We start from the raw sequence: 25390 nt of genomic DNA on the forward strand, positions 1-25390 counted from the left end.
GCCAGCGGTGCGGCCGGGGCCGTCACCGGACCGCTCCTCGGCGGCCGCGGTAACCGAGGGATCTCTGCATCGGGTCGAGGGGCGCGTCGGCGCCGCCCCCGCCGGACACCAGGGGCCGGAACACGGTCGCCAGCCGGTGCCCGAAGTCGTCCGCCTCCGCCTCCTGCCGTTCCCGGGAGCCGTTGCGGGCGGCGATGGTGAGGGCGATGCCGCGCCAGCCGGGCTCGGCGGCCAGGGCGTGCGCGGCGGCGCTGCCGCTGAGGTGGTGGTGGCCGTGCCCGGCGTGCATGTGCCACAACTCGTGACCGAGGATGACGAGTTGCTGAAGGGCTTCGGCGCGCTCCTCGACGATGACGAGGTCGAAGTCCTGGAACTCCACCCACAGGCCGGTGACTTCGAGCTCGTCGGGGAATCGTTCGAAGCGCAGCTCCACGGGCCGCCCGTCGCGCCGGGCGCTCATCTCCTCGCACACGGCCCGGCACACCGCGCGTACGTCGGCGGGGGGCGCGGGCCGGTCCCGCAGGGCGGTGTGGAGTTCGGCGGCCAGGTCGCGCATCGCGGCGCCGGTCCGCGCGCGCCGCACTGCCGCGGCGATCCGGCCCGCCTTCTGCCGCGCGCCCGGGATGTCCACTCGTGCTCCCTTCTCGCCGCCGCCTCACCGCGGTCCGGCGACGGGTCCGAGAGTACGCGGCCGGTCCTGAGCCGGACCACGCTGTTTCGGAAGTTCGTGTGCAACCCATTGACGTGCGCTCGCTCCCACCTTACGGTCCGTTCGAAGTTACGGGCGGCATTCGGTATCTCGAACAGACGTACTCAAACTTCGTGTGACGTGTCTCGACGGAACCTCGAACAGTAAGGGCAGGGAATGGGACAACCTGGCCTGAACCGCAGACAATTGCTGGCCACACTCGGAGGCCTGACGGTCGCCGGGAGCTTCGGCTTCGCCGCGCTCGGCACCGGCGCCGACGCCCTCGCCTCCGGCGCCCGCACCCGGGTGCGCTACTGGAACCTCTTCAGCGGCGGCGACGGCTCCAACATGATCGCGATGCTGGACGCCTTCCGCGCGGAGCACCCGGACATCGCGGTGAAGGACTCCACCCTCCAGTGGGGCAGCCCCTTCTACACCAAGCTGGCCATGGCCGCGGCGGGCAACCGGGCCCCCGACCTCGGCGTCATGCACCTCGGGCGGGTCACCGGCTTCTCACCCGGCCGCCTCCTCGACCCGTGGGACGTCGACCTGCTCGCCAAGTACGGGGTGCACGAACGCGACTTCAACCCCGCCCTGTGGCAGCGCGCCGTGATCGACGGCAAGCTGTACGCCCTCCCGCTCGACATCCACGTCCAGCTCTGCTTCTACCGCAAGGACGTACTGGGCAAGGCCGGCCTGCTCGACGCCGACGGGCGGATGGTCTCCGCGACCTCCGCCGACGAGTGGTTCGACGTGCTGAAGGAAGCCAGGAAGGCCGCGAAGAAGGGGCTCCAGACCATCGGTCTGTGGGTCAACGACCAGAACTTCCAGTGGTGGTTCTTCGTCGCCTTCTACACCCAGCTCGGCGGCACCTGGTTCGACGACGCCCGCACCGAGGTCACCTTCGACACCGGCAAGGCCGAGCAGGTCCTGGAGTTCCTGCGGCGGCACATCACCGACGGATACGCCAACCCGAGCTTCGCCGGCGCCGCGGGCGCCGAGCAGTTCCTCAACGGCTCCCCCTTCGTCTGGGAGGGCAACTGGTCGGTGCCGGTCTTCGACAACGCGAAGATCGAGTACGGGGCCACACCACTGCCCCCCGTCTTCGGCGAACAGGCCACCCACGCCGAGTCGCACGCCTTCGTGCTCCCGCACCAGGCCGGCCGCGGCGGCGCCGAGAACGAGGCCGCGCACCGGCTCGCCGCCTACGTCGTCAAGCACGCCCGGCAGTGGGCCGCCGGCGGACACATCCCCGCCTACACGCCCACCCTGTCCACGGCCGCCTACCGGAAGCTGACCCCGCAGAGCGAGTACGTCTCCGCGATGGACCACCAGGCCACCGAGCCGAAGGTGTGGTTCGCCGGCTCCACCGGCATCCTCGCCCAGCGCGTCGGCCCGATCGTCGTCTCCTCGACCATGGGCTCCGCCAAACCGGACGCCGCCGCCAGCCGCATGAAGAGCGCGCTCACCGAACTGCTCGCCATGAAGAACCCCATGGACGGCCGGACCGCCGCGCAAGGAGGTGCGGTCGCATGACGACGACCAGCGCAGAGACCGTCTTCGCACCGGCCCGCGCGAAGACCGCCGCGGCGAGCGCCACCGTCCGCCGCAGGCAGGGCCTCCAGCACGGCGGCTGGTTCGTCGCCCCGTTCCTGGCACTGTTCGCGCTGTTCGTGATCTGGCCGCTGCTGCGCGGCGTCTGGCTCAGCTTCACGGACGCCAACATCTCCGGCGAGGGCGCGAGCTTCGTCGGCCTCGACAACTACCGCGAGGCGCTGCGGGACCCGCTGATGTGGGACGCCCTCGGCCACAGCGCCTGGTTCACGCTGCTGGTCGTGCCCTGCATCACCGTCCTCGCCTTCCTCCTCGCGATGCTCGCCCACCACATCGAACGCGGGAAATGGCTGTGGCGGCTGTGCTTCTTCGCCCCGTTCCTGCTGCCGTCCACCGTCGCGGGCAACCTGTGGCAGTGGCTGTTCAACCCCGGCACGGGAATGATCAACCACGTCTTCGGCATCGAGACGCCCTGGCTCTTCGACAAGTCGTACGCCATGCTCGCCATCGTCATCACCACCCTGTGGTGGACGGTCGGCTTCAGCTTCCTGCTCTATCTCGCCGCCCTCCAGGGCATCCCCGACCACCTTTACGAGGCCGCCAAGCTGGACGGTGCCAACGCCTGGCACCGCATGGTGCGCATCACCCTGCCGATGCTGCGCAACATCACCGGCCTCGTCGTCGCCCTGCAGATCCTCGCCTCGCTCCAGGTCTTCGACCAGGCCGTCGTCATGATGGACTTCGGGCCGGGACCGGAGAACAGCACCAGGACCTTCGTGCAGTACACCCTCGAACAGGGCTTCACCAGCTACCGCGTGGGCTACGCCTCCGCCGTCTCCATCATCTTCTTCGTGATCATCGCGGCCGTCGCCATCGCGCGGATGTGGCTGCTGCGCAACCGTGAGGAGGGCGGCCGATGAGCACCGCCGCACAGGTCCGCGTCAAGCCGCGCAGGGCCTGGACACCCAGCCAGATCGTCCTCACCCTCCTCGGCGTCGCCGTCTCCGCGGTGTTCCTCTCCCCGCTCGCCTGGGCGCTGTTCACCTCGCTCAAGTCGGAGACCGAGGCGGTCGCGGTGCCGGCGCACTGGCTGCCCGAGGAGTGGACGGGCCAGGCCTGGTCGGCGATCTTCGAGACCGGCAACATCACCAACTGGTTCGTGAACTCCCTCGTCGTCTCCGTCTGCGTGACCACCATCGTGCTGGTCGTCTCCGCGCTCGCCGGATACGGCTTCGCCCGCACCGAGTTCCGCGGCAAGAGCGCGCTGCTCGGCGTGGTCATGGCGGGCCTGATGGTCTCCCCGGCGGTCCTCGGCGTCCCGCTGTTCACCACGGTCCAGCAGATGGGGATGGTCGACACCTACTGGGGCATGATCCTGCCGCAGTGCGCGCCCGCCGCGATGGTCTACATCCTCTACAAGTTCTTCCAGGGCGTCCCGCGCGAACTGGAGGAGGCCGCGTTCATCGACGGAGCGGGCCGCTGGCGGGTCTTCTTCACCATCGTCGTGCCGCTGGCCCGCCCCTCCCTCGCCGCGGTCGGCATCTTCACCTTCATCGCGTCGTGGAACAACTTCCTGTGGCCCTACATGGTGACCAACAACCCCGACCTGATGACCATGCCGAACGGCATCGCGACCGTCATGAACTCCTACGGCATCCAGTGGGCCCAGCTCATGGCCGGCGGCCTGATGGCGGGCCTGCCCCTGATCGTCGTCTTCGTCTTCTTCCAGCGGCAGATCGTGGCGGGCGTCGCCCACACGGGATTGGCGGGACAGTGACCGTGCGCACAACCCTCACCGCCGTCGCGACGGCGACCCTCATGGCGCTGCTGCCCCACACGGCACAGGCCGCGGAGACCCACCCCGACCCCCGCCCCATCACCGGCCAGCAGATCATCCACGACCCCACCGTGTCCCGCCTGAAGTCCGGCGGCTACGTCGCCTACTCCACCGGCGGCATCATCGGCGCCCGCCTCTCCGCGGACGGCAGGCACTGGGACGACGCGGGCAACGCCTTCGCCGAGCCGCCGGCCTGGTGGTACGAGTACAACGACAAGGCCGACCCGTGGGCCCCCGACCTCTCCTACCGCGACGGCCGCTACTGGCTCTACTACGCCGTCTCCTCATGGGGCAGCAACCACTCCGCGATCGGCGTCGCCACCTCCGCCTCCGGCCGCCCCGGCACCTGGACCGACCACGGCAAGGTCTTCACCTCCGAACGCACCGACACCTGGAACGCCATCGACCCCGCGATCATCCGGGCCGACGGCAGGCTGTGGATGTCCTTCGGCTCCTACTGGACCGGCATCCGCATGGTGGAACTGGACCCGAAGACCGGCAAGGCACTCCCCGGAGCGACCGTCCACCACCTGGCGACCCGCCCCGACGCCCCCTACGCCGTCGAAGGCCCGTACATCGTCAAACACGGCCGCCACTACTACCTCTTCGCGTCCTACGACGCCTGCTGCTCCGGCGTGAACTCCACCTACAAGATCAAGGTCGGCCGCTCCACGAAGATCACCGGCCCGTACACCGACAGCACGGGCAAACCGATGCTGGAGGGCGGCGGCGACCTCGTCCTGGAGGGCCACGGCAGGTTCATCGGCACCGGCGGCCAGTCGGTGTTCCGGGACAAGGGCAAGGACTGGCTGGCGTACCACTACTACGACGCGGAGGACGAAGGCACGCCAAAGCTGGGCTTGAACAAGCTCCGCTGGACGAAGGACGGCTGGCCGAACGCCGCTTAGGGGCGCGGGGAACTGCGCGAACACCCCCACGCACCCGCACCCGCCAACGAAACACAAGCCCCGCACACGGAAAGGCGAACATGCAAACCGCCCGCTTCACCCTCGACCCCGCGTTCACCGTAGGCGAGGTCAACCCCCGCCTCTTCGGCTCCTTCGTCGAACACCTCGGCCGCTGTGTCTACACCGGCATCTTCGAACCCGGCCACCCCACCGCGGACGACGCGGGCCTGCGCCAGGACGTCCTGGACCTCGTCCGCGAGCTCGGCGTCACCGCCATCCGCTACCCCGGCGGCAACTTCGTCTCCGGCTACAAGTGGGAGGACTCCGTCGGCCCCGTCGACCAGCGCCCGCGCCGGCTCGACCTGGCCTGGCGCACGACGGAGTCCAACCGCTTCGGCCTGTCCGAGTACATCGCGTTCCTGAAGAAGGTCGGCCCCCAGGCCGAGCCCATGATGGCCGTCAACCTCGGTACGCGCGGTGTCGCCGAGGCCATCGAGCTCCAGGAGTACGCCAACCACCCGTCGGGCACGGAGCTGTCCGACCGCCGGATCGGCCACGGCGACAAGGACCCCTTCGGCATCCGCCTGTGGTGCCTCGGCAACGAGATGGACGGCCCCTGGCAGACCGGCCACAAGACGGCAAAGGAGTACGGCCGCCTCGCCGCCGAGACCGCCCGCGCCATGCGCCAGATCGACCCGTCCGTCGAACTCGTCGCCTGCGGCAGCTCCGGCCAGGCCATGGAGACCTTCGCCGAGTGGGAGGCGACCGTCCTCGAGGAGACGTACGACCTCGTCGACTACATCTCCCTGCACGCCTACTACGAACCGCTCGACGGTGACGTCGACTCCTTCCTGGCCTCGGCCGTCGACATGGAGTCCTTCATCGACAACGTCGTGGCCACCTGCGACCACGTCGGCGCCCGGCTGAAGTCGAAGAAGAAGATCAACCTCTCCTTCGACGAGTGGAACGTCTGGTACCTGTCCCGCACCGAGGCGCAGGTGAGCGCCCTCGACTGGCCGGAGGCCCCGCGCCTCCTGGAGGACAACTACAGCGTCACGGACGCCGTCGTCTTCGGTTCCCTGCTCATCGCCCTGCTCCGCCACGCCGACCGGGTGACGGTCGCCTGCCTCGCCCAGCTCGTCAACGTGATCGCCCCGATCATGACCGAGCCCGGCGGCCCCGCCTGGCGGCAGACGACGTTCTTCCCCTTCGCCCAGGCCTCGAAGTACGGCCGCGGCGAGGTCCTCGACGTACGCGTCGACTCCCCGACGTACGAGACGAAGAAGTACGGCGAGACGGACCTGCTGCACGCCACCGCCGTACGCGCCGAGGACGGCACCGTCACCGTCTTCGCCGTCAACCGCAGCCGCACCGAAGCGCTGCCCCTGGAGGTGGCCCTGGGCGCCCTGGACCTGACCCGGGTCGTCGAACACAGCGCCCTCGCGGACACCGACCCCGACGCCCGCAACACCCTCACCGACCCCGAGCGCGTCACCCCCCACGGCATCGACACCACGACCCTCACGAACGGCCACCTGACCGCCGTACTGGAACCACTGTCCTGGAACATGATCCGCCTCGCCTGACGCCCGCCGAGTGGCCGGAGCCCCATTCAGCCGGTGTCGGCCTCCGGCCGCTCTCCGCCCTCGCCCCAGGTGAACTCGTAGCGGTTCCGCTCACGGTCGAAGGTGAGGCCGATCTCGACGCCGGTGATGCCGTAGTGCTCCCGCAGGCACTCGACGAGGGCCGCGGCGGCGACCTCGTCCTGGTAGTCCGTCAGCATCGGGACGTCCCAGTCGGTCACCCGTACCAGGATGGGGCCGGCCCCTTCCCAGAGAGCTTCGAGCTGCCCGGACACCAGACCCAGGCCGAACTCCATCCACCGCGCCTCCGCCGGGGTGATCCCCTGCGGTGGCAGCAGCAGCCGGACGCGTGAGTCGCCGATTCCGTGCGCCTCGCGCGGCGGCTCGTCCACGGGCCCGGCGTCCAGGGTGACGCGGGCGACGAGCCCCCACGGGCCGAGGCGCTTCTTGTACAGGTGCGTGACTGACATGGGTGGGCTTTCTTCTCCGTCCCTGAAGGGATCTCACTAAAGGAATCTCAGCCGGTCGAAGACACGGGAATGGAAGTAGTTCTCCGTTCCCATGTTGGTGGGACGGGAGATGTAGTCGTAGTCGTGGGGCTCGCCACGCCCGTACATGATGCTGTGCCGGTCGATGAAGTCGTCCATCTCGGTCTGGCTCATGGAGCCCACGTGGGCCTGCTGCATGGCGGACAGGTCCGCCTCGCTCACCCGGAACGGCATGATCTCCACGTCCGCGCCCCGCCGGTTGCGCAGCAGCTCCGCGTAGCGTTCGGCCTCTTCCCGGGTGCCCCACGAGTACACGCCGGGGCCCAGGTGGGCCCGGTGCTCATCGGTGGGCCACGGCGTTCCGTCCGCCCGCAGCCGCGCCGCGTTCTCGCGGTCCTGGACCGTGTAGAACTCCCGCTCACCGCACTCGGGCGCGAGGCCGAGGGGGTCCGCCCAGCGGTGCGGGTTCGGGACGTACGCCGCCGGGTTGGGCGCGGGCGCCAGGCCCAGGGGGTCGGCGGTGAGGTAGCGGGCGGTCTCCGGGTCGTAGTGGCGGTTGACGTTGTAGTGGAGACCGCTCTCGGGGTCGCTGTACTGGCCGGGGAAGCGGAGCGGGGTGTAGGCGGTGGCGTCCTTGTTCCAGGTCGTGGTGCCCCAGAGGGTGGTGCGGGTGCGCCAGGCGACGAAGCCGTGTTCGTCCACCAGCTCCCGGGGCGAGCCGACGAGGTCGGTGACGATCGCGAAGAAGCGGGAGTCGATCTCCTCCTGCGGGGCGCCGGCGGCGGTGATGCGCTCGGTCTGCGCGATGGGGTGCAGGCCCTGGTGGTCCCAGGTGAGGGTGACCGGGTTCGGCAGGCCGGGGGACCACGTGGTCTGCTCGCACAGGGTCGTGCCGTCCCAGGTGAAGTCGACGCGCTCGACGACCGTCTCGCCGGCGGCCCCGAGGCGGAGCTTCGCGGTACGGCGGCCCAGCGGGTCGTAGGTGTAGCGCCAGACGGTGCCGTCCGGCGTGGTCACCCGGGTGAGCCGGTCCTCGCTGTCCCACGCGTAGCGCCAGGTGTCCGGCTTGCGGGACAGCCGTGCCTTCTGGCGCAGGGTGACGCGGCCCAGCGCGTCGTGTTCGTAGCGGACGTTCCCGGCGCGGGTGATGCGGGTGCCCGTGTAGGCGCGCTCGCCGGTGGCCTCCTGGCCGGGATGGGAGGCGGGCCACTCGGCGCGCGTCTGGTTGCCGGCCTCGTCGTAGGCGTAGCTCTCGCTCCAGCCCTCGGCGCGGACGGCGGTGACGTGGCCGGCCGGGTCGAGTTCGAAGTCGCGCCGACCGTTGAGCCGGTCGTCGAGGGACGCCAGATGGCCGTCGGCGCGGTAGGTGTAGGCGCGGCGCTGGAGCGTGCGGCCGTCCGTGCCTATGGCGGCCTGAGCGGCGAGGCGGCCCAGCGGGTCGTAGGTGTTCTCCAGGGTGAGGAAGTCGCCCACCTGACGGGTGACTTCGCGGCCGGCGGCGTCATAGGCGATGTCGACGGGGCGGCCGGAGGCCAGCAGGCCGGTGCGACGGCCCGCCGCGTCGTACGCCCAGGTGGTGGTCGCGCCGGTGGGCGTGGTGCGCCCGGTGCGGCGTCCCAGCTCGTCGTAGCTGTATGTGAGAGCGCGGCCGTCGACGGTCTCGGACCGGACGAGGCCGTACCGGTCGCGGTCGATGGCCAGCCGGACGCCGTCGGGACCGGTGGCGTCGGCGAGCCGGCCGACCGCGTCGTACGTGAAGGTGGTGATCCGCCCGGCGGCGTCCTTGCGGAGGACCTGGCCCAGGGCGTTGCGCTCGAACGCGGTGGTTTCACCGAGGGTGTTGGTGCGGGCGGTCAGGCGGCCCGCGGCGTCGTGCCGGTAGCGGAGCGTGCGGTCGTCGAAGTCGGTCTCGGCGGTCAGCCGGCCCGCCGCGTCGAGGGTGTAGGTCCAGGTCAGTCCCTGCGGGTTGGTGACCTTGGTGAGGCGCAGCTCGCTGTCGTGGGCGAACTCGTAGCGCACGCCGTCGGGGGTGGTGCGGGCGGTGAGCAGGTCGAAGTGGGTGTACTCGAAGCGGGTCTCGCCGCCGAGCGGGTCCGTGTGGGCGGTGCAGTTGCCCTCGCCGTCGTAGGTCCAGGACTCCTGGGTGCCGTCGGGGAGGGTGCGCCGGGCCAGCTGGTGCTCGGGCGTCCACTCCATCCGGGTGGTGGCGCCCGTGGGGTCGGTGCGGGTGACGGGGCGGCCGAGGGCGTCATGAGTCTGACGGGTGACCGCGCCGAGCGGATCGGTGATCTCCTGCGGCAAGCCGGCCGGGTTGCAGCGGATGGTGGTGATGTTGCCGAGCGGGTCGGTGACCGAGGCGAGGCCGCCCGCCTCGTCGTGGGTGAAGCGGGTGGTGTGGCCTGTCGGCGTGGTGACGGACATGCGGTTGCCGCGGGCGTCGTACGCGTAGCGGGTGACGTTGCCGTCGGGGGTGCGGATGCTGAGCGGCTCGGCGAACGCCCCGTACTCCGCGGTGGTCTCGTTGCCGTCGGGACGCACCACCGCCACGAGGTGCCCGGCGTCGTCGTAACGGTGGACCACGGTGTGGCCGAGCGGGTCGGTGCGGCTCAGCAGACGGTCGCGGTGGTCCCAGGTCTGGGTCGTCGTGTTGCCGAGCGGGTCGGTGATGGCGACGATCTGGCCGCGCGGGTTGGCGCGGTAGACGGTGGCGTGGCCCAGGGAGTCGGTGTAGGTGGCGGTGGTGGTGCCGTCGGGGTCGGGGCCCGCGTAGGCGATGCGCGAGTCGAGGATGCCGCCGCTGCCTCGGGTGGCGATCACCCGGCCGCCGTCGTCGTAGACGTAGGCGAAGTCCGTGTCGTTGCTGTCGTGCCAGCCGGTGACGCGGTGCGCGCCGTCGTAGGAGAAGCGGGTCGCAGCGCCGACGGCGTTGACGACCTCCCGCAGGTCGCCACCGTCGTCGTACCGGTAGGCGCGCAGGCGCAGCGGGCCGTCCTCGGTGACGGCGTGCACGGCGGTCACCCGGCCGGTGCCCGCCGCGCAGGTCGCCGTCAGCCGGTAGCCACCGGAGTGGGCGATCTCCGACAGGACGTCGTCCGTGTCGCGATCGAGGGTGATGTGGTTGCGGTTGCGGTCCTCGATCCGGGTCAGCCACCAGACGCCCTCGGTGGTCTCGGCGGGTTCGAAGGAACGGGTCAGGCCGGTGTGCGGATCCTGCACCACCAGCACGTACGAGCTGCCCTGGGAGACGTACGTCAGCGGCAGGCGTTCGCCCGCCACCGGGTCGACCCGGTCGCCGACGATGTCCGGGGTGCGCGGGTAGTACAGGCTGGAGCCGTCCTCGCGGCGCCACCACACGCCCTGTGCGTCCCGGTCCTTCTCCAGTCGCTCGTCGAGCGTGGAGGCCCATGACGGGCCGAAGGCGATGCCGTGCGCGTAGCCGGTCAGGTGGGTGCGGCGCAGCCTCAGCGGCAGGATGCCGGGCAGGTCCACGTCGGTCTGCGCCATCACCATCTGGCCGGTGGCCATGTCGATGGGGTCGCCGCAGGTCTCCTTGTCCGCCAGGGCGCGGGCGTCCTTGGAACGCTGGAGAAGGTCCGGGTCGTTCTTGGCGTCCGCGTCGACCTTGGGGCGGGTGCCCGAGCCGGACGTCCCGTCCCCGCCCTTGCCGTCCCCGTGCTTTCCGACGTCGACGCCCTTGGCCTGGTCGCCGACGCCCTTGTCGTTGCCCTTGTGCAGCCGCGAGGTGGCCTTGACCCGGTCCGGAACGGTCTCCGTGATGTGCTTGGTCACCTTGGCCAGAGCCTTGTCCGTGCCCTTGAGCGCGCCGTGCAGCACGCTGTCGAAGGCCTCGGTGAACGGGTCCCGGCCCTTGCTCCGGCCGAACGCGGACCTGGCCTTCCCCAGCGGCGTGGACGCGGCCGTGCGCAGTTCGCCGCCATGCCCCGACACCTTCCCGGCGCCGTCCGTGAACTCGAAGTGGTCGATGTGGGTCCGCTTCTGCGGGCCGCCGCCTCCGCCCCCGCCGCCCCCGCCACCGGCCGAGGCCAGCTGCATCCCGCCCTTGCCCCCGTGCCCACCGTGGCCGCCGTCGCCGCCGCTGCCGTCCGCGGGCGGCGGGGAGAACGCGCCCTCGGCCAGGTCGAGCACCATGTCCTCGACCATCGCCTCCAGCTTGGCGTTCACCGGCTCGGTGAGCTTGGCGATCACCTCGTCGACGATCCGCTCCACGGCCTCGTCGATGATCCGCTTGACCACCTGCCGCATCGCCGCGACCTCGGCCGCGCCGATCAGCGCGGACAGGCCGCCGGTGACCACGGCGAGCCCGGCGGAGATGCCGACCGAGGCCGCCATGACGCCCAGCTCGATCTCGGCCTTGGTCTTCATCCCGTAGATGATGTCGGCGAGTCCGTCACAGGCGTCCGCGAACAGCCTTGCCAGCTCCGGGAGTTTCTCCAGGTGACCGGACTTCACCTGCGCCCAGTGCTTCTCCATCGCGTCGACGGCCCAGCCCTCGGAGGAGGACAGGATCCGGGTGAACGCCTTGTGCGCGTCGCCGCCGTGGCCCTCGAACTTCTCCGCGAAGTCCCGCATGGCCGTGGCCATCTCGCGGTAGTCGTCCTCGTCCACGTTCGGGAAGTTGATCCCGATGAAGTCCAGGACATCGTCGAGCCAGCCCGGAATCGTGTAACCCACGTGTGTCGTCCCCCGTGTACCTCGCACAGACCGGTACCCCGGCTGCCGTGTGTGCCTCTGAAACCCTATAGAGGGGAGACGTTTCACTTGAGACCGCGGTTGCGGCAGTGAACGCGGGTGACTCCGCCGATGCGTACCCTGATCCTCCTCGCCCTCGCGGGCGTCGGCGCCCAGCTCGACCCTCATGTCCGGGGCGGCGCACTGGCGGTTCGGCACCGTGGACTGGAAGGCCGTCACGAGGATCGGCGTACCGTCGGCGGGGTCATCGTCGCGACGAACGCCGGAGCGGAAAACGGTCGGCGCGTGACCGCGCCCCGAAGTTACCCTCGGCGGCGATGAACAGACGGCGACAGAAGAAGCTGACGGCACGCCTGGTAACGGCCGCCTTCCTGGGCGACCACACCGACGTGAAGACCCTCCTGCACGCGGGCGCGGACCCGGGAACCCCCAACGCCGAGGGCACCACCCCTCTCTACGCGGCGTCCGTCCACGGCGCCACCGACATCGTCCGCACCCTCCTGGCCGCCGGTGCCGCCCCCGACGCGGAGAGCGGCCACGGCAGCGAGGGCACACCCCTGTGCGGAGCCGCCTGCTGGGGCCACACGGACACGGTCCGCGAACTCCTCGCCCACGGCGCCGACCCCAACCTCCGCGAGGACGCCGGCACCGGCCTCACCCCGCTGGCCTGGGCCCTCCAGGGCCGGCACCCGGAGACAGCGGAGGTGCTGCGGGCGGCGGGGGCGGCGTAATCGTCACCGCCTGCTGTGAAGTGGCCGTCGGGGCCGCCCGCTTCTTGGTCAGTGTCGTGCTTCCGCGCCCCGAGTAAAGGGCGCTACGCCTACGGCTCCGCGTCGGCTCCGCCGATGGGCCTTCGGCCCACCCTTGACTCGGGCCGCTCCAGCCCGGGTGAGAAGCGAGCGGACGGCCCGGAAAGACGGGGGCCCAGGGAGACGCCGTGCGTGTTGGCTGGGATGCGGGCCGGGGTCGGGGGCGCGTCAGCGCCGCAGGGGCACGCCGGGCGGGCTAAGCGGCCACCTGTGGGTGGGGGGCGCTGGAATGAGGGAGAGAGGGGCGCGGGCGAACGCCAGGCCCTCTTCGGGCACGGGGTGGGTGCTCAGGTCGAGGCGTTTGGAAGCTTTGGGCACCATCGGCGGGTATCGATCAGGGGACCTTCCCGCAATCCCGCCCACCCCCCGGCCCAAAGCATCCAACCTCTCCCCATCAGGCAAGGCCAGCCGCCCCACTCATCACCCATCACCCACCACCCACCACCCACCGCCCATCACCCACTACCGTTATCCGCTAAGCCGCCCCGGCGTGCCCCTGCGGCGCTGACGCGCCCCGCGTCCGCCGGTCAACTGGTCGGCCCACGGCACCGGAGATCGACAGGGGGCCACCGCCTTTCCGGGCCGTCCGCTCGCTTCTCACCCGTGCTGGAGCGAGCCGAGTCAAGGGTGGGCCGGAGGCCCATCGGCGAAGCCGACGCGGAACGCAGCGCAGCGGAGTGGAGCGCCCTTTACTCGGGTCGCGGAAGCACGACACTGACCAAGAAGCGGGCGGCCCCAACAGCAACCTCATCAGCAGGCGGTACCGAAAACGCCACCCCTCCGGCGCAGGGAAACTCGCGGAGTCGGTGGTGCCTCACGGGCGTGGCGATCACACTGGGACCGTGTTGCACCGGCAGGCCGGCAGGCCGGCAGATAGGCCGGACAAGGGGGAGGCGCCTGTGAAAGTTCGGATCGCGGTCGCTGGCGCGGAGTCGGGGCAGGGAGCCGCGCTGATCGATCTGTATCGCTGGCTGCGTCGAGACCCGGACGTTCACCGGCACGCGGCCGTCGGGCTGGCGCCGAGTGCGCCCGGCAGCGGGACCATGGGTGCCGTCGACGTCATCGAGCTGATCGTGGGTCAGGGCCTCACGGCCCTCAACCTGGCGCTGGCGTACGCCGCCTGGCGAAAGACACGCCATTCCGCGCCGCCCGTCACCATCCATGTGAACGGCGGCTCCCTCACCGTGCAGGACGCCTCCGAGGAGACGATCCGCCGGATCGTGGCCGAACTCTCCGCCCGGGAGGAGCGGGAAGAGCGCCAAGGGGACGAGGAACCGCACGGCGACGGACCGGACGGACCAGACGGACCGGCCCGACCGGACGGACCAGACGGACCGGCCCGACCGGACGGACCGGACGGACCGGATGGACCGGATGGACCGGACCGACCAGGCACCGACTGATGCCCCTGCCCGACCCCGCGGCCTCCCGTGCCGTAATCATCGGCGTGGACACCTACCAGAACCTCGACGACCTGCCCGCCGTCGCCAACAACATCGAGCGGCTGGCCGCACTGCTCACCGCCGAGGACTTATGGGGCCTGCCCCCGGAACACCTCACCGTGCTGTCCAACCCGACCGGCAAGGACGCGGTCCTCGACGCCGTCCACACCGCCGCGACACAGGCCGACGACGCCCTGCTCGTGTACTTCGCAGGACACGGCCTGCTCTCCGTGGACGCCGACCTCCGTCTGGCCCTGCCGCACACCGATGTGGAACGGCTGTACCGGGGCGTGTCCTACGACGACGTACGCGACCTGATCGTGCACACCGGCCGGGCGCTCGCCCGCGTCGTCATCCTGGACTGCTGCTACAGCGGCAGCGCCCTGACGGGCTACATGGGCGCCGCGAGCGACATCGCCAACCGCACCATGGCCGAGGGCACCTATGTGATGACGTCCTCCGCCGAGACCAGGCCGGCCATGGCGCCGCCGGGCGAGAAGTACACCGCGTTCACCGGTGAGCTGCTGAGCGTCATCGAGGAGGGGGTGCCCGGCGGCCCCGACCCGCTGCGCATGGACGTCCTCTTCGCCGAGGTCCGCGACCGGCTCGCGGCCCGCACCGGCATCCCCGCCCCGCAGCAGCGCGCCCGCAACGCCGGTCACGCCATCGCCCTCGTACGCAACCGCTGGCAGCCGCAGGGCGCCGAGGGCGAGGTACCGGCCGACGTGGTCAGCACGCCCGCTGGGGACGAGGAGAGCCGTCCGGTGCGTCCTCCCGTGCTGGGACGCCTCGCCCGGCTGCTGAACCCTCTGCTCGTCATGGCGGCCGCCGTGAGCCTTCCCTTTGCCGGCCTGCCGAGCGCGCTGCTCAGCGGCTCCGACGATCAGTGCGGGACCCGGAGCACGCTGGAGGAGGTGAACGGCGAATGCGTCGGAGTATCCGACGGAAGCCACTCTTTCATGCCCGAACTCAACGGCCTCTCCCGGCGGATCGCGCAGGCCAACGCCGCCGTGCCCGACGACGAGCCCTTCGTCACGATCGCGCTGCTGGCGCCGATGACCGCTGAGGACGCCCCCGCCAAGGCTCGGATCCTGCACCAGGTCCAGGGCGCTTACGCGGCGCAGCACAAGGCCAACGCCGAATACCGCGCGCCTTACGTCCGTCTCGTCCTGGCCAACCCCGGCAGCGACGGCAGCCAATGGGTGCGTGTAACCGACCGGTTGGCGGACATGGCCCACTCGGAGGAGCACAACTTGCGAGCGGTCGTCGGGTTCGATGTCAGCAAGTTGCAAAACGTCAGCGAGGCCGTCAGCAATGTCACCCGTCGGGGAGTGCCCGCAGTCGCAGGCTCGTTCACGCCGAACTCATCGGTCGAGGACAGATACGGCATCGGCGTCGCCTGGATCATGCCAAGCACCGAAGACCAGATCGCCGCGCTGACGTCGGTGGACAAGGACCTGGTCATGAGGCGCAGCATCCTTGTCGAGGACGTGCACGACAAGGGCCCGTACGTGGAGGAACTGCGCAGCGCCTTCGAGAAGCGGCTGGGCGAGACAATCCGTGACACGGCCCGTTTCACATCGGATGTCGAAGAGGCCGCCGTCACCGCACAGCAGTTCCGGGGCATCGTCACCAACATCTGCGGTTTGCCCGCTGACGTCGAGAATGTTCTGTTCGCCGGGCGCCCCGCATACCTGCGTCAGTTCGTGAACGTCCTGGGCAAACGGGGTTGCCAGGACAGGGAGTTCACCGTGCTCAGTGGCTCCGCGACCTCCGCCCTCCGCCAGGACCCCGAGCTGGACTGGGATGCTCTGCGCACGACCGGCATCACCGTCGAGTACACCTCCGGGGCTCACCCCGACGCGTGGCCGGACCGGGACCGGACGAACGCGGTCGAGTTCGGGCGCGCCATGGACGAACTGAAGAACCTCGTCGCACGCCTGGGGCCGAGCGTGGGCGCGGTCGACCTCGCCGACGGCGAGACGATCTCCGCGTACGACTCGACGCTGACCGCGGCCCAGGTGATCCAGCAGATGGCGGTGTCGGACGAGGTGCCCAGCACACGTGCCGTCGCTGCCGGTTTCCTCAGCCTGAGGGACCAACTGCGCGTCGAGGGCGCCAGTGGCTGGATCTGCCTCGACGCGCAGGGCTTCGCATCCAACAAGGCCGTGACGGTGCTCAGGCTGGACCCGGATCGCAGGGGGCCGAGGCTTGTCGCTACGGCGTTTCCCCGGGGCCGGCCTCCAGGCCCAGGCGAGTGTGGTTGAGGAAGCCGCCCCAGGCGGCGGGGGAGAGGACGAGGCGGGGGCCCTGCTTGTCCTTGGAGTCGCGTACGTGGATGGTGGCGGGAGTGAGGGCGACTTCGACGCAGTCGCCGTCGCCGCCGCTGCTGTAGCTGGACTTGAACCAGGCCAGTTCGCTGGTGCTCATAGCTCTCCTCGCATCCGCTGCAGCAGGCTCATGGAGTCTTCTGGGGGGAGAGCCTGCGAACGCATACTGGCATACCGCCTTTGGAGAACGCTGACCTCTTTCGGGTCGGAGATGAGCAGGCCGCCTCGCTGTCCTTCGCAGTAGCCGAACCACTTGTTCTCCGGAGTCTCCAGGAGCTGCATGGGCCCGTCGAGTCCCGCGTGTGTCTCGCGCACAGTCGGCATGACCTGAATCTCGGCGTTCCGCAGTTCGGCGATCTTCAGCACGTGATCGATGAGCCCCCGTGTGACCTCCGCACCGCCTGTCCGGCGTCGGAACAAGTGCTCCTCGAGGAGGAACGCGAAGGCCGTGTTCGGCCGTTCCCGCAGCAGTTGCTGCCGCTCCGCGCGAGCGGCCCACTGTGCCTCGACCTGTTCGTCGTCCAGTGGCGGAAGCTGGTTGGTGAACAGCGTCCGTGCGTACGCCTCGGTCTGCAACAGCCCTGGAATCAACCTGCATTCGTAGGTGTACAGCGTGATGGCAACACGCTCCAAGCGCGCCCACTGCCTGAACCAGGCAGCCAACCCCGGCTGCCGAGCCAGATGCGCTGCCGCGCTTCGTACCGCTCCCGTGTTCCCCGTCGCCTCCTCCGCCTTCTCCACGAACGCGGGATCCGGCATGCGGCGGCCCAACTCGACCGAAGCCACGGTGTGTTTCGAGTAGCCGACACATTTGCCCAGCTGCTCCCTGGTCAACCCGGCGTGTTCCCGCAGGGCCTGGACCATCGCCCCGAACGTCCGCATGCTGTCCGACGACTCGGGCTCGCAGTTCATCCCCGCCGCACCCTCGACCACCATAGGTCACCTCCCGCGCACATGCTCACGCGCAGTCACCGGTACTGTCCAGATCGTGATCGCGTACGCTGCGCGAGAGTACGCGCGCTTGACCTGGTGAACCCCCCTTGCGGCGCGCCACATTGGCCCCATGAGCGCACCCTCGGCTCCCCGCCGACCGATTACCGTACGTATGTTCAGCCAGCGTCTGAGCGCCCCCCCGCGAGGCGCCCGCCTGGCGCGGCATCTCGCTCAGAGCCAACTCGCCGCCTGGGGTGTCCCGTACGGCGCCGAGGCCTCCGACGCGGTCGCGGCCATCGTCGCTGAGCTGGCGGCGAACGCCGTGACCCATGGCCGGGTGCCGGGGCGGGACTTCGAGCTGCGGCTGGCCCTCGTTCCCGGAAGTGTCCGGATCGAGGTCGCCGACACGCGCACCACGCCATGCCCGCCGGGCCCTGGTGACGTACGGCCGCCGCATGGCCTGAGCGAGGCGGGGCGGGGACTGGTGCTCGTCGACGCGCTGGCCGATCGGTGGGAGGTGCTGGACCGGGCGCCGGCGCCCGGGAAGACCGTGCGGGCGGAGGTCGATCTGCCGGGTTAGCTTCGAATGTTCCGTGCATGACACGGCGGATGTCTGCGCGAACCGTTGACGCGCAAGGGGTTCGATTCTACGTTCCCGTTCGCATTGACGATCGCTGTTCGAGATACGGAACAAGGAGCGTTCCCCATATGAGCCGCACCCGCACTCACACGCGCACCCGCACCCCCAAACGCGCCCGCACCCGCACCCCCCTCCTCGCCCTTCCCGCCGCCGCCCTCCTCGCCCTGGTCCCCTCCACCGCGTCGGCGTACCCCAACCCGGGGACCGTCACCGGGTCCACCGTCGTGCACGACCCGACGATGATCCGCACCTCGTCGGGGCAGTACCTGCTCTACGCGACCGGCGGCGGTATCGCCAGCAAGGCGTCGAGCAACCGCGTCGCCTTCAGCGCGGGCGCCGACGCGTTCTCGTCCCGCCCGGGCTGGTGGTCGAACTACTCCTCCGTGCCGGAGGCCTGGGCGCCGGACATCTCGTACCACGGCGGCAAGTACCTGATGTACTACTCCGTCTCGAAGTTCGGGTCGAACACCTCCGCGATCGGACTCGCCGGGTCCTCCACCGGCCGGCCGGGCAGCTGGACCGACTACGGCATCGTCTACACCTCGAACTCCGCCGGCGACTACAACGCCATCGACCCGAACCTCTTCGTGGACGACGACGGCAAGTGGTGGCTGTCCTTCGGGAGCTGGTGGACCGGGATCAAGATGATCCAGATCAACCCGTCCACCGGGAAGCAGCTCGCCGGCAACACCACCCGGTACTCGCTCGCCTCCCGGCCCACCGGTACGAAGGCCGTCGAAGCGCCCTTCATCGTCAAGCGCAACGGGTACTACTACCTCTTCGCCTCGTACGACACCTGCTGCGCCGGCACCAGCTCCACCTACAAGGTGAAGGTCGGGCGCGCCACCTCCGTCACCGGGCCGTACTACGACAAGAGCGGTGTCTCGATGATGAACAACGGTGGCACGCCGGTGCTGGAGTCGCACGGCAGCGTCATCGGCCCCGGCGGCCAGTCGATCATGAAGGACGTCGATGGCGACCTGATCGTCTACCACTACTACGACGGCAACGACAACGGCACACCCAAGCTCGGCGTCAACCTCCTGGACTGGAGCAGCGGATGGCCCGTCGCCTACTGACCCTGCCGGCAGTGACGGCTGAACCCGGTGTAGCCGCGAAGAGGGGAGCGAGACGCGTGGAGCGGAGCGGCCTGGGGGCATCGACCGACGAGGCGCGGGACGCCCTGAGCGCGGGCCGGCGCGAGGTCGACGTGTGTACGGACCTCGCCTGGCGCACCGGCGATCCGCGCGCCGCCGCACTCGCGACCTGCCTGGCCCTCGGCATCGCGCACGCCGAGGCCGAACGGCGGCTGGCGGAGCCGGAGGTCGCGTCGCTGTTCGAGGAATTCGGGGCCGGTGAGGAGGAGGACGTCGCCGTGTTCCTGGACGCCGCGTTCGTCTTCGTCGTCGACCGGGAGCTCGATGCGCACCAGCGGCGGATCAGGGATCTGCTGGGCGCGGCGGTCAGGGCGTACGGGAAGGGCATCCCGAGCGGGCTCGGAGCCAGTCTGTGGCGGCTCTGCCGTACGGGCGAACTGGCCCGGGCGTATCTGCTGCTCGCCTCCGACCGGCGGCGGGTCAGGGACGACGGCGACCCGGCCGCCTACTGGGCGGCCCTGGTCGCCGCCGGGAACCTTCTCCCGGACGGGGACGGCATCGGGGAGGCGCGCGAGCACTGCCACCGGATGGCGGAGCTGCATCCCGGCGAGCGCTGAGCGTCGCTCAGACCGCGTTCGGCCACCCGTTGGCGTTCGGCCAGCCCGTCGCCGGGGCCGGGGTCAGGCCGTCGGTGCCGCGCACCTGTGCGGCGGTGAGGCCGCCGCGGGCGGGGACGCCGGGCGGGGTGGTGCCGGCCGCCGCCGCCGCCGGGGCCGGTACGGGCACCGGCTCGGGGGTGGGCTGCGGGGCCGGCTGGGGAGCGGGTATCGGCTGGGGTGCGGGTATCGGTTGAGGCGCCGGCATCGGCTGGGGCGCGGGCATCGGCACCCCGGCGGATCCGCCGGTCGCGCCCGCTCCGGACATCGCCGCTCCGGACATGGCCGCTCCGGACATGGCCGCCCCGGCCCCCACTCCTGCGGTCAGCCCGGCGGGAAGCCCTGGGGAAGGAAATGTGGACGGTCCTGTGGTGAGGCCCGCGGGGAGCTGCATCCCCGCGCCGTTGGTCGCTCCCACCAGTCGGTCAACCGCCGCCGTGCCCGAGCTGTAGCTGGTCCCGGTGCCGAGCTCGGGCACGGCGGCTCCCCTCCTGGTCCCGTAGAGCACCTGTTCCAGGCCGGCCACCAGGCGACGCACGTCGACCTGGGGGCGCACCACGAGCCGCAGGAAGCGACTGGACGAACCGATCTTGTTGCCGCACTCGCGGACCAGGATCCGGTGCTCGGTGAGCAGCCGGTCCCGGACCACCGTGCCCTCGGCGCCGACGGGGAGGCGGACGAAGAGGAAGTTCCCCTGGGAGGGGTAGACGGTCAGGCCGGGGAGGGCCGACAGCGCGCTCGCCATCTCCAGGCGGTCCCGGCGCACCTGCTGGAGGCTCTGCGCGTATTCCTGGCCGTGCTCCTTCAGCATGAACACGACGTGCTCCGCGAAGGAGTTCAGGTTCCACTTCGGGAGCATGGAGCGGACCTTGCCCGCGAGCGCCGGGTTGGCGACCAGGTAGCCGAAGCGGATGCCGTGCAGGCCGAAGTTCTTGCCGAGGCTGCGCAGGACGATGACGTTGGGGCGGATCATCGCCTCCTGGACGACGCTGGGCTCGGCCTCGGCGTCGCAGAACTCCAGGAAGGACTCGTCGACGACGACCAGGTCCCGGTCGGCCATCGCGTCGAGGAACTGCACGACCGCGTGCTTGTGGAGGTAGCCGCCGTCCGGGTTGTTCGGGTTGCACAGGACGGCGACCCGGGTGCCGCGGGCGCGGATGAACTCGGCGTACTGCGCGAGGTCGAGGGCGAAGCCGCTGGACTCCTGGAGCGGGAACATGTCGACCCGCTTGCCGGTCTCCATGGGCTGGTCGGTCCAGCGGCCGAACGTGGGGACGGGGATGGCCAGGGAATCCCGGACCAGGAGGTGGTCGATCCAGGTGATCAGTTCGGTGGAGCCGTTGCCCATGGCCACGCACTGCGGCGGAAGCCGGAGCAGGTCGCACAGTTCGGCGGTGATGGTGTCGGCGCCGCTCGGGTAGTACGTGATGATGTCCCGGAGCCTGGCCGCCATCTCCTCGAACATCGCGGGAGTGGGGAAGTACGGGTTGCAGGGGATGCAGAAGTCCACCGGGCCGGCTCCGTCGCCCCCGCCGTGCCGCGTCAGCGCCGCCATCGACGGGCTGTGCGCGGCACCACCGCGGAACAGCGAGGTGACGTTGTCAGCCAAGGGAACCTCCGTCTGTGGGTGGCCCGTGCGGGGGAGCACGGGCCGCCCTTAGATACGGAGGCGCGTGGGGTGTCGTTCAACTCCTGTGAACGGAAGGTGCGTTCACGCGCTGAACGAGTGCACCGTCGTCGAGCGGTACGTCTGCCCCGGGCGCAGTGTCGTCGACGGGAACGACGGCTGGTTCGGGGAGTCCGGGAAGTGCTGGGTCTCCAGGCAGAGCGCGTCGCCCTGGCGGTAGATCGCGCCGCCGCTGCCGACGAGGGTGCCGTCGAGGAAGTTGCCGGAGTAGAACTGCAGACCCGGCTCGGTCGTCGCGATCTTCATGGTGCGGCCGGACGCGGGGTCGCGCAGGGTCGCGATGTGCTCGGGCTGTCGCGTGATGCCCTTGTCGAGGACCCAGTTGTGGTCGATGCCCTTGCCGTACAGCAGCTGCTGGTGGGCGACCCGGATGTCCTCGCCGATGGTCTTGGGGCGGCGGAAGTCGAAGGGGGTGCCCGCGACCGGGGCGAGTTCACCGGTGGGGATCAGGCCCGCGTCGACCGGCGTGTAGCGGGACGCGGCGATCTTCAGCTCGTGGTCGTTGACCGAGCCGCTGCCCTCGCCGGCGAGGTTGAAGTAGACGTGGCTGGTGAGGTTGCAGACGGTCGGCCGGTCCGTGGTGGCCTCGTAGTCGATGCGCCAGTCGCCGGTGCGGGTGAGCGTGTACGTCACCTTGGACTTCAGGGTGCCGGGGTAGCCCATCTCGCCGTCGACGCTGGTGTAGTACAGGTGCAGGCCGACGTCGGAGCCCCGGGTGAACGGCTCGACGTCCCAGACCCGCTTGTCGAAGCCCTGCGCGCCGCCGTGCAGGCTGTTCTCGCCGTCGTTGACGGAGAGCTGGTACGCCTTGCCGTCCAGGGTGAAGCGGCCCTTGGCGATGCGGTTGCCGTAGCGGCCGATGAGCGCGCCGAAGTAGGGGCTGGAGGCGACGTAGTCCTCGATGTCGTCGAAGCCGAGGGACACGTTGGCGTACCGGCCGCGCCGGTCGGGCAGCTCCAGCGACTGCACGATCCCGCCGTAGGAGAGGACCTTCAGGCGCGTGCCGCCGTTCTCCAGCGACCAGCGGTACACCTTGGTGCCGTCCGCGAGCTTGCCGAAGAGTTCCTTCACCGGCTTCCTGCCTCCCGTGGCGTGGGCGGTGCCGCTCAGCGCGGCGGTGACGCCGGCGGCGGCCGCCCCGGCGATGACGGTGCGTCTGCTCATGTCCATGTTGTGCATGTGCGGCTCCTGCATAAGGAGGGGGCCCCGCCTTCCGGTGGGGCCCCGGCTGACTTACGAACCGGACTTGCGCTTGTTCCACACGTCGAAGCCGACCGCGGCGAGCAGGGCGAGTCCCTTGATGACCTGCTGCCAGTCGGTGCCGACGCTGAGGAGGTTCATGCCGTTGTTGAGCACGCCGAGGACGAGGCCGCCGATGATCGCGCCGAGGACGGTGCCGACACCGCCGCTCATGGACGCGCCGCCGATGAACGCCGAGGCGATCGCCTCGAGTTCGTAGTTCAGGCCCGCCTTCGGGGAGGCCGCGTTGAGCCGGGCGGCGATCGCCAGACCGGCCAGGGCCGCGAGCACGCCCATGTTCAGGAAGACCAGGAAGGTGACCTTCTTGTCCTTCACACCGGACAGCTTGGCCGCCGGCAGGTTGCCGCCGATCGCGTAGATGTGCCGGCCGAAGATCGAGTTCCGCATCACATAGCCGTAGCCGACGACCAGCGCGCCCAGGATGAGCAGGATGATCGGCGCGCCCTTGTAGCTGGCGAGCAGCAGGGTGACCGTGAGGAGCGCGGCGGCGATGGCGACGAGCTTGAGCAGGAACAGGTTGAACGGCACCACGTCGAGCGAGAACTCCCGCTGGCGCCCCCGGTCGCGGAGCTCCTGGAGGACGACGAAGGCGATCAGGACGAAGCCCAGCAGCAGGGTGATGTTGTGGTAGTTGGTCTCCGGCCCGGCCTCGGGCAGGAACCCGTTGCCCATCTTCTGCAGCCCGTCGGGGAACGGGCCGAGGGTCTGGCCCTCCAGCAGGATCTCGGTCACGCCGCGGAAGACCAGCATGCCGGCGAGGGTGACGATGAACGACGGTATGCCGAGATACGCGATGAAGAAGCCCTGTGCCGCGCCCGCGACCGCGCCGGCCAGCAGGCACAGGACGACGGCGACCGGCCAGGAGATGTCGTGCTGGACGGTCAGCACGGCCGCGAACGCGCCGACGAACGCGGTCAGCGAGCCGACCGACAGGTCGATGTGGCCCGCGATGATCACCAGCATCATGCCGATCGCGAGGATCAGGATGTAGCTGTTCTGCAGCACCAGGTTGGAGACGTTGCGCGGCAGCAGCAGGTCGCCGTCGGTCCACACCGCGAACAGCGCCACGATCAGGCCGAGGGCGAGCAGCATGCCGTACTGGCGCATGTTGCGTCGCAGGCCGTCCAGGACCAGCTGGAGCAGGCCGGAGCCCGGGGCCGATCCGGTGCCGCCCGGCGGCGCCGGGGCCGGGCTCTTGGCGGTCACATCCGTGCTCATCGGGTTACCTCTTTGTCCTTCGTCATCTGGCGCATCAGTGATTCCTGCGAGGCCTCGGCCCGTGAGAACTCACCCGTCAGCCGCCCGGCGGCCATGGTGTAGATGCGGTCGCACATGCCGAGCAGCTCCGGCAGCTCGGAGGAGATGAAGACGACCGCCTTGCCTTCGGCGGCCAGCTTGTCGATGACCGTGTAGATCTCGTACTTGGCGCCGACGTCGATGCCGCGCGTCGGCTCGTCCAGGATCAGCACGTCCGGGCCGGCGAAGATCCACTTGCTGAGCACGACCTTCTGCTGGTTGCCGCCGGACAGCTTGCCCACCGGCTCGAACACCGTGGGGGCCTTGATGTTCATGGACTTCCGGAAGCGCTCGGCGACCTGCCGTTCCTCGTGCTCGTCGACGACGCCCCGCTTCGCCACCTTGCCGAGGGCGGTCAGCGAGATGTTCCGGTTGATGGTGTCGATCAGGTTCAGGCCGTAGTGCTTGCGGTCCTCGGTGACGTAGGCGATGCCGTTGTCGACCGCCTGGGCGACCGTCTTCGTACGGATCTCCCGGCCGTCCTTGAGGACCGTGCCGCCCGCGTAGCGGCCGTAGGTCCGGCCGAAGACGCTCATCGCCAGCTCGGTGCGGCCGGCGCCCATCAGGCCGGCGATGCCGACGATCTCCCCGCGCCGGACGTTGATCGTCACGTCGTCGACCACCTTGCGCTGCTGGTCGATCGGGTGGGTCACGGTCCAGTTGCGGATCTCCAGCGCGGGGGCCGCGCCCGCTTCCGGCTGGTGCGGGGTGTGCTCCGGGAAGCGGTGGTCGAGGTCGCGGCCGACCATGCCGCTGATGATCCGGTCCTCGGTGGTCTCCGCCGACCGCACGTCCAGCGTCTCGATGGACCGGCCGTCCCGGATGATCGTCACCGAGTCGGCGACCTTACGGATCTCGTTCAGTTTGTGGGAGATGATGATCGAGGTGATGCCCTGGTTCTTCAACTCCAGGATCAGGTCGAGCAGCTTGTCGCTGTCCTCGTCGTTCAGCGCCGCGGTCGGCTCGTCCAGGATGAGCAGCTTCACCTTCTTGGACAGCGCCTTCGCGATCTCCACGAGCTGCTGCTTGCCCACGCCGATGTCGGCGACGCGGGTCTCCGGGTGGTCGGTGAGACCGACCCGGCGCAGCAGTTCGGTGGCGTGCCGCAGGGTCTCGTTCCAGTTGATGAACCCGCGGGCCGCGTGCTCGTTGCCGAGGAAGATGTTCTCCGCGATGGACAGGAACGGCACCAGGGCCAGCTCCTGGTGGATGATCACGATGCCGTGCTGCTCGCTGGCCCGGATGTCCTTGAACCGGCAGACCTCTCCCTCGAAGAGGATCTCCCCCTCGTAGCTGCCGTGCGGATGCACGCCGGAGAGCACCTTCATCAGAGTGGACTTGCCGGCGCCGTTCTCCCCGCAGATGGCGTGGACCTCGCCCTGCCGGACGGTCAGGGTGACGTCCGACAGCGCCTTGACGCCGGGAAAGGTCTTGACGATCGAGCGCATTTCCAGGACGGGTCCCGCCATGGT

Annotated in this window: 20 protein-coding genes; 11 read left to right on the forward strand and 9 right to left on the reverse strand. The window is 70.1% G+C overall.

Annotated elements, in window-relative coordinates; genetic code table 11:
- Positions 1-22: 22 nt before the first annotated feature.
- Positions 23-631, reverse strand: a complete 609-nt coding sequence (locus ACSU6L_RS25505; RefSeq protein ID WP_437060373.1) for a toxin-antitoxin system, toxin component family protein — start codon at positions 629-631, stop codon at positions 23-25.
- Positions 632-865: 234 nt separating this feature from the next.
- Between ACSU6L_RS25505 and ACSU6L_RS25510 the strand changes: the two genes are divergently transcribed.
- The 5 genes from ACSU6L_RS25510 (at position 866) to ACSU6L_RS25530 (ending at position 6573) form a co-directional block, all read left to right on the forward strand.
- On the forward strand, positions 866-2224 hold the full coding sequence (locus ACSU6L_RS25510) for an extracellular solute-binding protein (RefSeq protein ID WP_437060375.1): 1359 nt from the start codon (positions 866-868) through the stop codon (positions 2222-2224).
- Positions 2221-3162 carry a carbohydrate ABC transporter permease gene (locus ACSU6L_RS25515; protein ID WP_437060377.1) on the forward strand — a complete coding sequence of 314 codons (942 nt, stop codon included), beginning with the start codon at positions 2221-2223 and terminating at the stop codon, positions 3160-3162. The genes ACSU6L_RS25510 and ACSU6L_RS25515 overlap by 4 nt, the downstream gene beginning before the upstream one ends.
- Positions 3159-4019 carry a carbohydrate ABC transporter permease gene (locus ACSU6L_RS25520; RefSeq protein WP_437060379.1) on the forward strand — a complete coding sequence of 287 codons (861 nt, stop codon included), beginning with the start codon at positions 3159-3161 and terminating at the stop codon, positions 4017-4019. The genes ACSU6L_RS25515 and ACSU6L_RS25520 overlap by 4 nt, the downstream gene beginning before the upstream one ends.
- 41 nt (positions 4020-4060) lie before the next feature.
- The gene (locus tag ACSU6L_RS25525; protein ID WP_437065057.1) at positions 4061-4987 is read left to right on the forward strand and encodes an arabinan endo-1,5-alpha-L-arabinosidase; all 927 of its coding nucleotides are present in this window, start codon (positions 4061-4063) and stop codon (positions 4985-4987) included.
- An 80-nt stretch (positions 4988-5067) separates the two neighbouring features.
- Complete coding sequence (locus ACSU6L_RS25530; protein WP_437060381.1) at positions 5068-6573, forward strand: alpha-N-arabinofuranosidase; 1506 nt, start codon at positions 5068-5070, stop codon at positions 6571-6573.
- Between the two features lie 26 nt (positions 6574-6599).
- On the opposite strand, the gene ACSU6L_RS25535 is transcribed toward ACSU6L_RS25530, so the two are convergent.
- Both ACSU6L_RS25535 and ACSU6L_RS25540 read right to left on the reverse strand, forming a co-directional pair.
- Positions 6600-7040, reverse strand: coding sequence for a hypothetical protein (locus ACSU6L_RS25535; RefSeq protein WP_437060383.1), 441 nt, complete (start codon positions 7038-7040; stop codon positions 6600-6602).
- Positions 7041-7076: 36 nt separating this feature from the next.
- On the reverse strand, positions 7077-11750 hold the full coding sequence (locus ACSU6L_RS25540; RefSeq protein ID WP_437060385.1) for a DUF6531 domain-containing protein: 4674 nt from the start codon (positions 11748-11750) through the stop codon (positions 7077-7079).
- A 335-nt stretch (positions 11751-12085) separates the two neighbouring features.
- Between ACSU6L_RS25540 and ACSU6L_RS25545 the strand changes: the two genes are divergently transcribed.
- From ACSU6L_RS25545 to ACSU6L_RS25555, 3 genes are all read left to right on the forward strand, one after another.
- Positions 12086-12499 (forward strand): ankyrin repeat domain-containing protein, encoded by a 414-nt coding sequence (locus tag ACSU6L_RS25545; RefSeq protein ID WP_437060387.1) that lies wholly within the window; start codon positions 12086-12088, stop codon positions 12497-12499.
- A gap of 977 nt (positions 12500-13476) precedes the next feature.
- A complete protein-coding gene (locus ACSU6L_RS25550; RefSeq protein ID WP_437060389.1) occupies positions 13477-13980 on the forward strand; it encodes an effector-associated constant component EACC1 in 504 nt (167 codons plus the stop codon).
- Positions 13980-16286, forward strand: a complete 2307-nt coding sequence (locus ACSU6L_RS25555) for a caspase family protein (protein WP_437060391.1) — start codon at positions 13980-13982, stop codon at positions 16284-16286. The genes ACSU6L_RS25550 and ACSU6L_RS25555 overlap by 1 nt, the downstream gene beginning before the upstream one ends.
- Here ACSU6L_RS25555 and ACSU6L_RS25560 read toward each other — a convergent pair.
- Together ACSU6L_RS25560 and ACSU6L_RS25565 are read right to left on the reverse strand one after the other, a co-directional pair.
- Entirely contained in the window at positions 16237-16449 is a 213-nt protein-coding gene (locus tag ACSU6L_RS25560) for a DUF397 domain-containing protein (RefSeq protein WP_437060393.1), read from the reverse strand. The two genes, ACSU6L_RS25555 and ACSU6L_RS25560, sit on opposite strands and share 50 nt — an antisense overlap.
- Positions 16446-17285 carry a helix-turn-helix domain-containing protein gene (locus ACSU6L_RS25565; RefSeq protein ID WP_437060395.1) on the reverse strand — a complete coding sequence of 280 codons (840 nt, stop codon included), beginning with the start codon at positions 17283-17285 and terminating at the stop codon, positions 16446-16448. Before ACSU6L_RS25565 ends, ACSU6L_RS25560 begins: the two co-directional genes overlap by 4 nt.
- A 127-nt stretch (positions 17286-17412) precedes the next feature.
- Between ACSU6L_RS25565 and ACSU6L_RS25570 the strand changes: the two genes are divergently transcribed.
- From ACSU6L_RS25570 to ACSU6L_RS25580, 3 genes are all read left to right on the forward strand, one after another.
- The gene (locus ACSU6L_RS25570) at positions 17413-17862 is read left to right on the forward strand and encodes an ATP-binding protein (protein WP_437060397.1); all 450 of its coding nucleotides are present in this window, start codon (positions 17413-17415) and stop codon (positions 17860-17862) included.
- Between the two features lie 128 nt (positions 17863-17990).
- Complete coding sequence (locus ACSU6L_RS25575) at positions 17991-19001, forward strand: arabinan endo-1,5-alpha-L-arabinosidase (RefSeq protein ID WP_437060399.1); 1011 nt, start codon at positions 17991-17993, stop codon at positions 18999-19001.
- A 56-nt stretch (positions 19002-19057) separates the two neighbouring features.
- Positions 19058-19636, forward strand: a complete 579-nt coding sequence (locus ACSU6L_RS25580; RefSeq protein WP_437060401.1) for a hypothetical protein — start codon at positions 19058-19060, stop codon at positions 19634-19636.
- A 7-nt stretch (positions 19637-19643) separates the two neighbouring features.
- Here the strand turns inward: ACSU6L_RS25580 and ACSU6L_RS25585 are convergent, their stop codons facing one another.
- The 4 genes from ACSU6L_RS25585 to mmsA all read right to left on the reverse strand — a co-directional run bounded on the left by ACSU6L_RS25585 (position 19644) and on the right by mmsA (position 25387).
- Complete coding sequence (locus ACSU6L_RS25585) at positions 19644-21284, reverse strand: pyridoxal phosphate-dependent aminotransferase (RefSeq protein ID WP_437060403.1); 1641 nt, start codon at positions 21282-21284, stop codon at positions 19644-19646.
- A gap of 102 nt (positions 21285-21386) precedes the next feature.
- The gene (locus ACSU6L_RS25590) at positions 21387-22532 is read right to left on the reverse strand and encodes an aldose epimerase family protein (protein ID WP_437065059.1); all 1146 of its coding nucleotides are present in this window, start codon (positions 22530-22532) and stop codon (positions 21387-21389) included.
- A 63-nt stretch (positions 22533-22595) separates the two neighbouring features.
- A complete protein-coding gene (gene mmsB, locus ACSU6L_RS25595) occupies positions 22596-23840 on the reverse strand; it encodes a multiple monosaccharide ABC transporter permease (protein ID WP_437060405.1) in 1245 nt (414 codons plus the stop codon).
- The gene (gene mmsA / locus ACSU6L_RS25600; RefSeq protein ID WP_437060407.1) at positions 23837-25387 is read right to left on the reverse strand and encodes a multiple monosaccharide ABC transporter ATP-binding protein; all 1551 of its coding nucleotides are present in this window, start codon (positions 25385-25387) and stop codon (positions 23837-23839) included. Before mmsA ends, mmsB begins: the two co-directional genes overlap by 4 nt.
- Between the last annotated feature and the right edge of the window lie 3 nt (positions 25388-25390).

It is taken from the genome of Streptomyces sp. enrichment culture (assembly GCF_964272855.1).
Taxonomy (GTDB): domain Bacteria; phylum Actinomycetota; class Actinomycetes; order Streptomycetales; family Streptomycetaceae; genus Streptomyces.

Excerpts from the sequence above, each read along its gene's own strand:
- ACSU6L_RS25510 (WP_437060375.1), top strand. The coding sequence starts at position 866 with ATGGGACAACCTGGCCTGAACCGCAGACAATTGCTGGCCACACTCGGA.
- ACSU6L_RS25515 (WP_437060377.1), top strand. The coding sequence starts at position 2,221 with ATGACGACGACCAGCGCAGAGACCGTCTTCGCACCGGCCCGCGCGAAG.
- ACSU6L_RS25520 (WP_437060379.1), top strand. The coding sequence starts at position 3,159 with ATGAGCACCGCCGCACAGGTCCGCGTCAAGCCGCGCAGGGCCTGGACA.
- ACSU6L_RS25525 (WP_437065057.1), top strand. The coding sequence starts at position 4,061 with ATGGCGCTGCTGCCCCACACGGCACAGGCCGCGGAGACCCACCCCGAC.
- ACSU6L_RS25530 (WP_437060381.1), top strand. The coding sequence starts at position 5,068 with ATGCAAACCGCCCGCTTCACCCTCGACCCCGCGTTCACCGTAGGCGAG.
- ACSU6L_RS25535 (WP_437060383.1), bottom strand. The coding sequence starts at position 7,040 with ATGTCAGTCACGCACCTGTACAAGAAGCGCCTCGGCCCGTGGGGGCTC.
- ACSU6L_RS25545 (WP_437060387.1), top strand. The coding sequence starts at position 12,086 with ATGAACAGACGGCGACAGAAGAAGCTGACGGCACGCCTGGTAACGGCC.
- ACSU6L_RS25555 (WP_437060391.1), top strand. The coding sequence starts at position 13,980 with ATGCCCCTGCCCGACCCCGCGGCCTCCCGTGCCGTAATCATCGGCGTG.
- ACSU6L_RS25560 (WP_437060393.1), bottom strand. The coding sequence starts at position 16,449 with ATGAGCACCAGCGAACTGGCCTGGTTCAAGTCCAGCTACAGCAGCGGC.
- ACSU6L_RS25565 (WP_437060395.1), bottom strand. The coding sequence starts at position 17,285 with ATGGTGGTCGAGGGTGCGGCGGGGATGAACTGCGAGCCCGAGTCGTCG.
- ACSU6L_RS25570 (WP_437060397.1), top strand. The coding sequence starts at position 17,413 with ATGAGCGCACCCTCGGCTCCCCGCCGACCGATTACCGTACGTATGTTC.
- ACSU6L_RS25575 (WP_437060399.1), top strand. The coding sequence starts at position 17,991 with ATGAGCCGCACCCGCACTCACACGCGCACCCGCACCCCCAAACGCGCC.
- ACSU6L_RS25590 (WP_437065059.1), bottom strand. The coding sequence starts at position 22,532 with ATGGACATGAGCAGACGCACCGTCATCGCCGGGGCGGCCGCCGCCGGC.
- mmsB (WP_437060405.1), bottom strand. The coding sequence starts at position 23,840 with ATGAGCACGGATGTGACCGCCAAGAGCCCGGCCCCGGCGCCGCCGGGC.
- mmsA (WP_437060407.1), bottom strand. The coding sequence starts at position 25,387 with ATGGCGGGACCCGTCCTGGAAATGCGCTCGATCGTCAAGACCTTTCCC.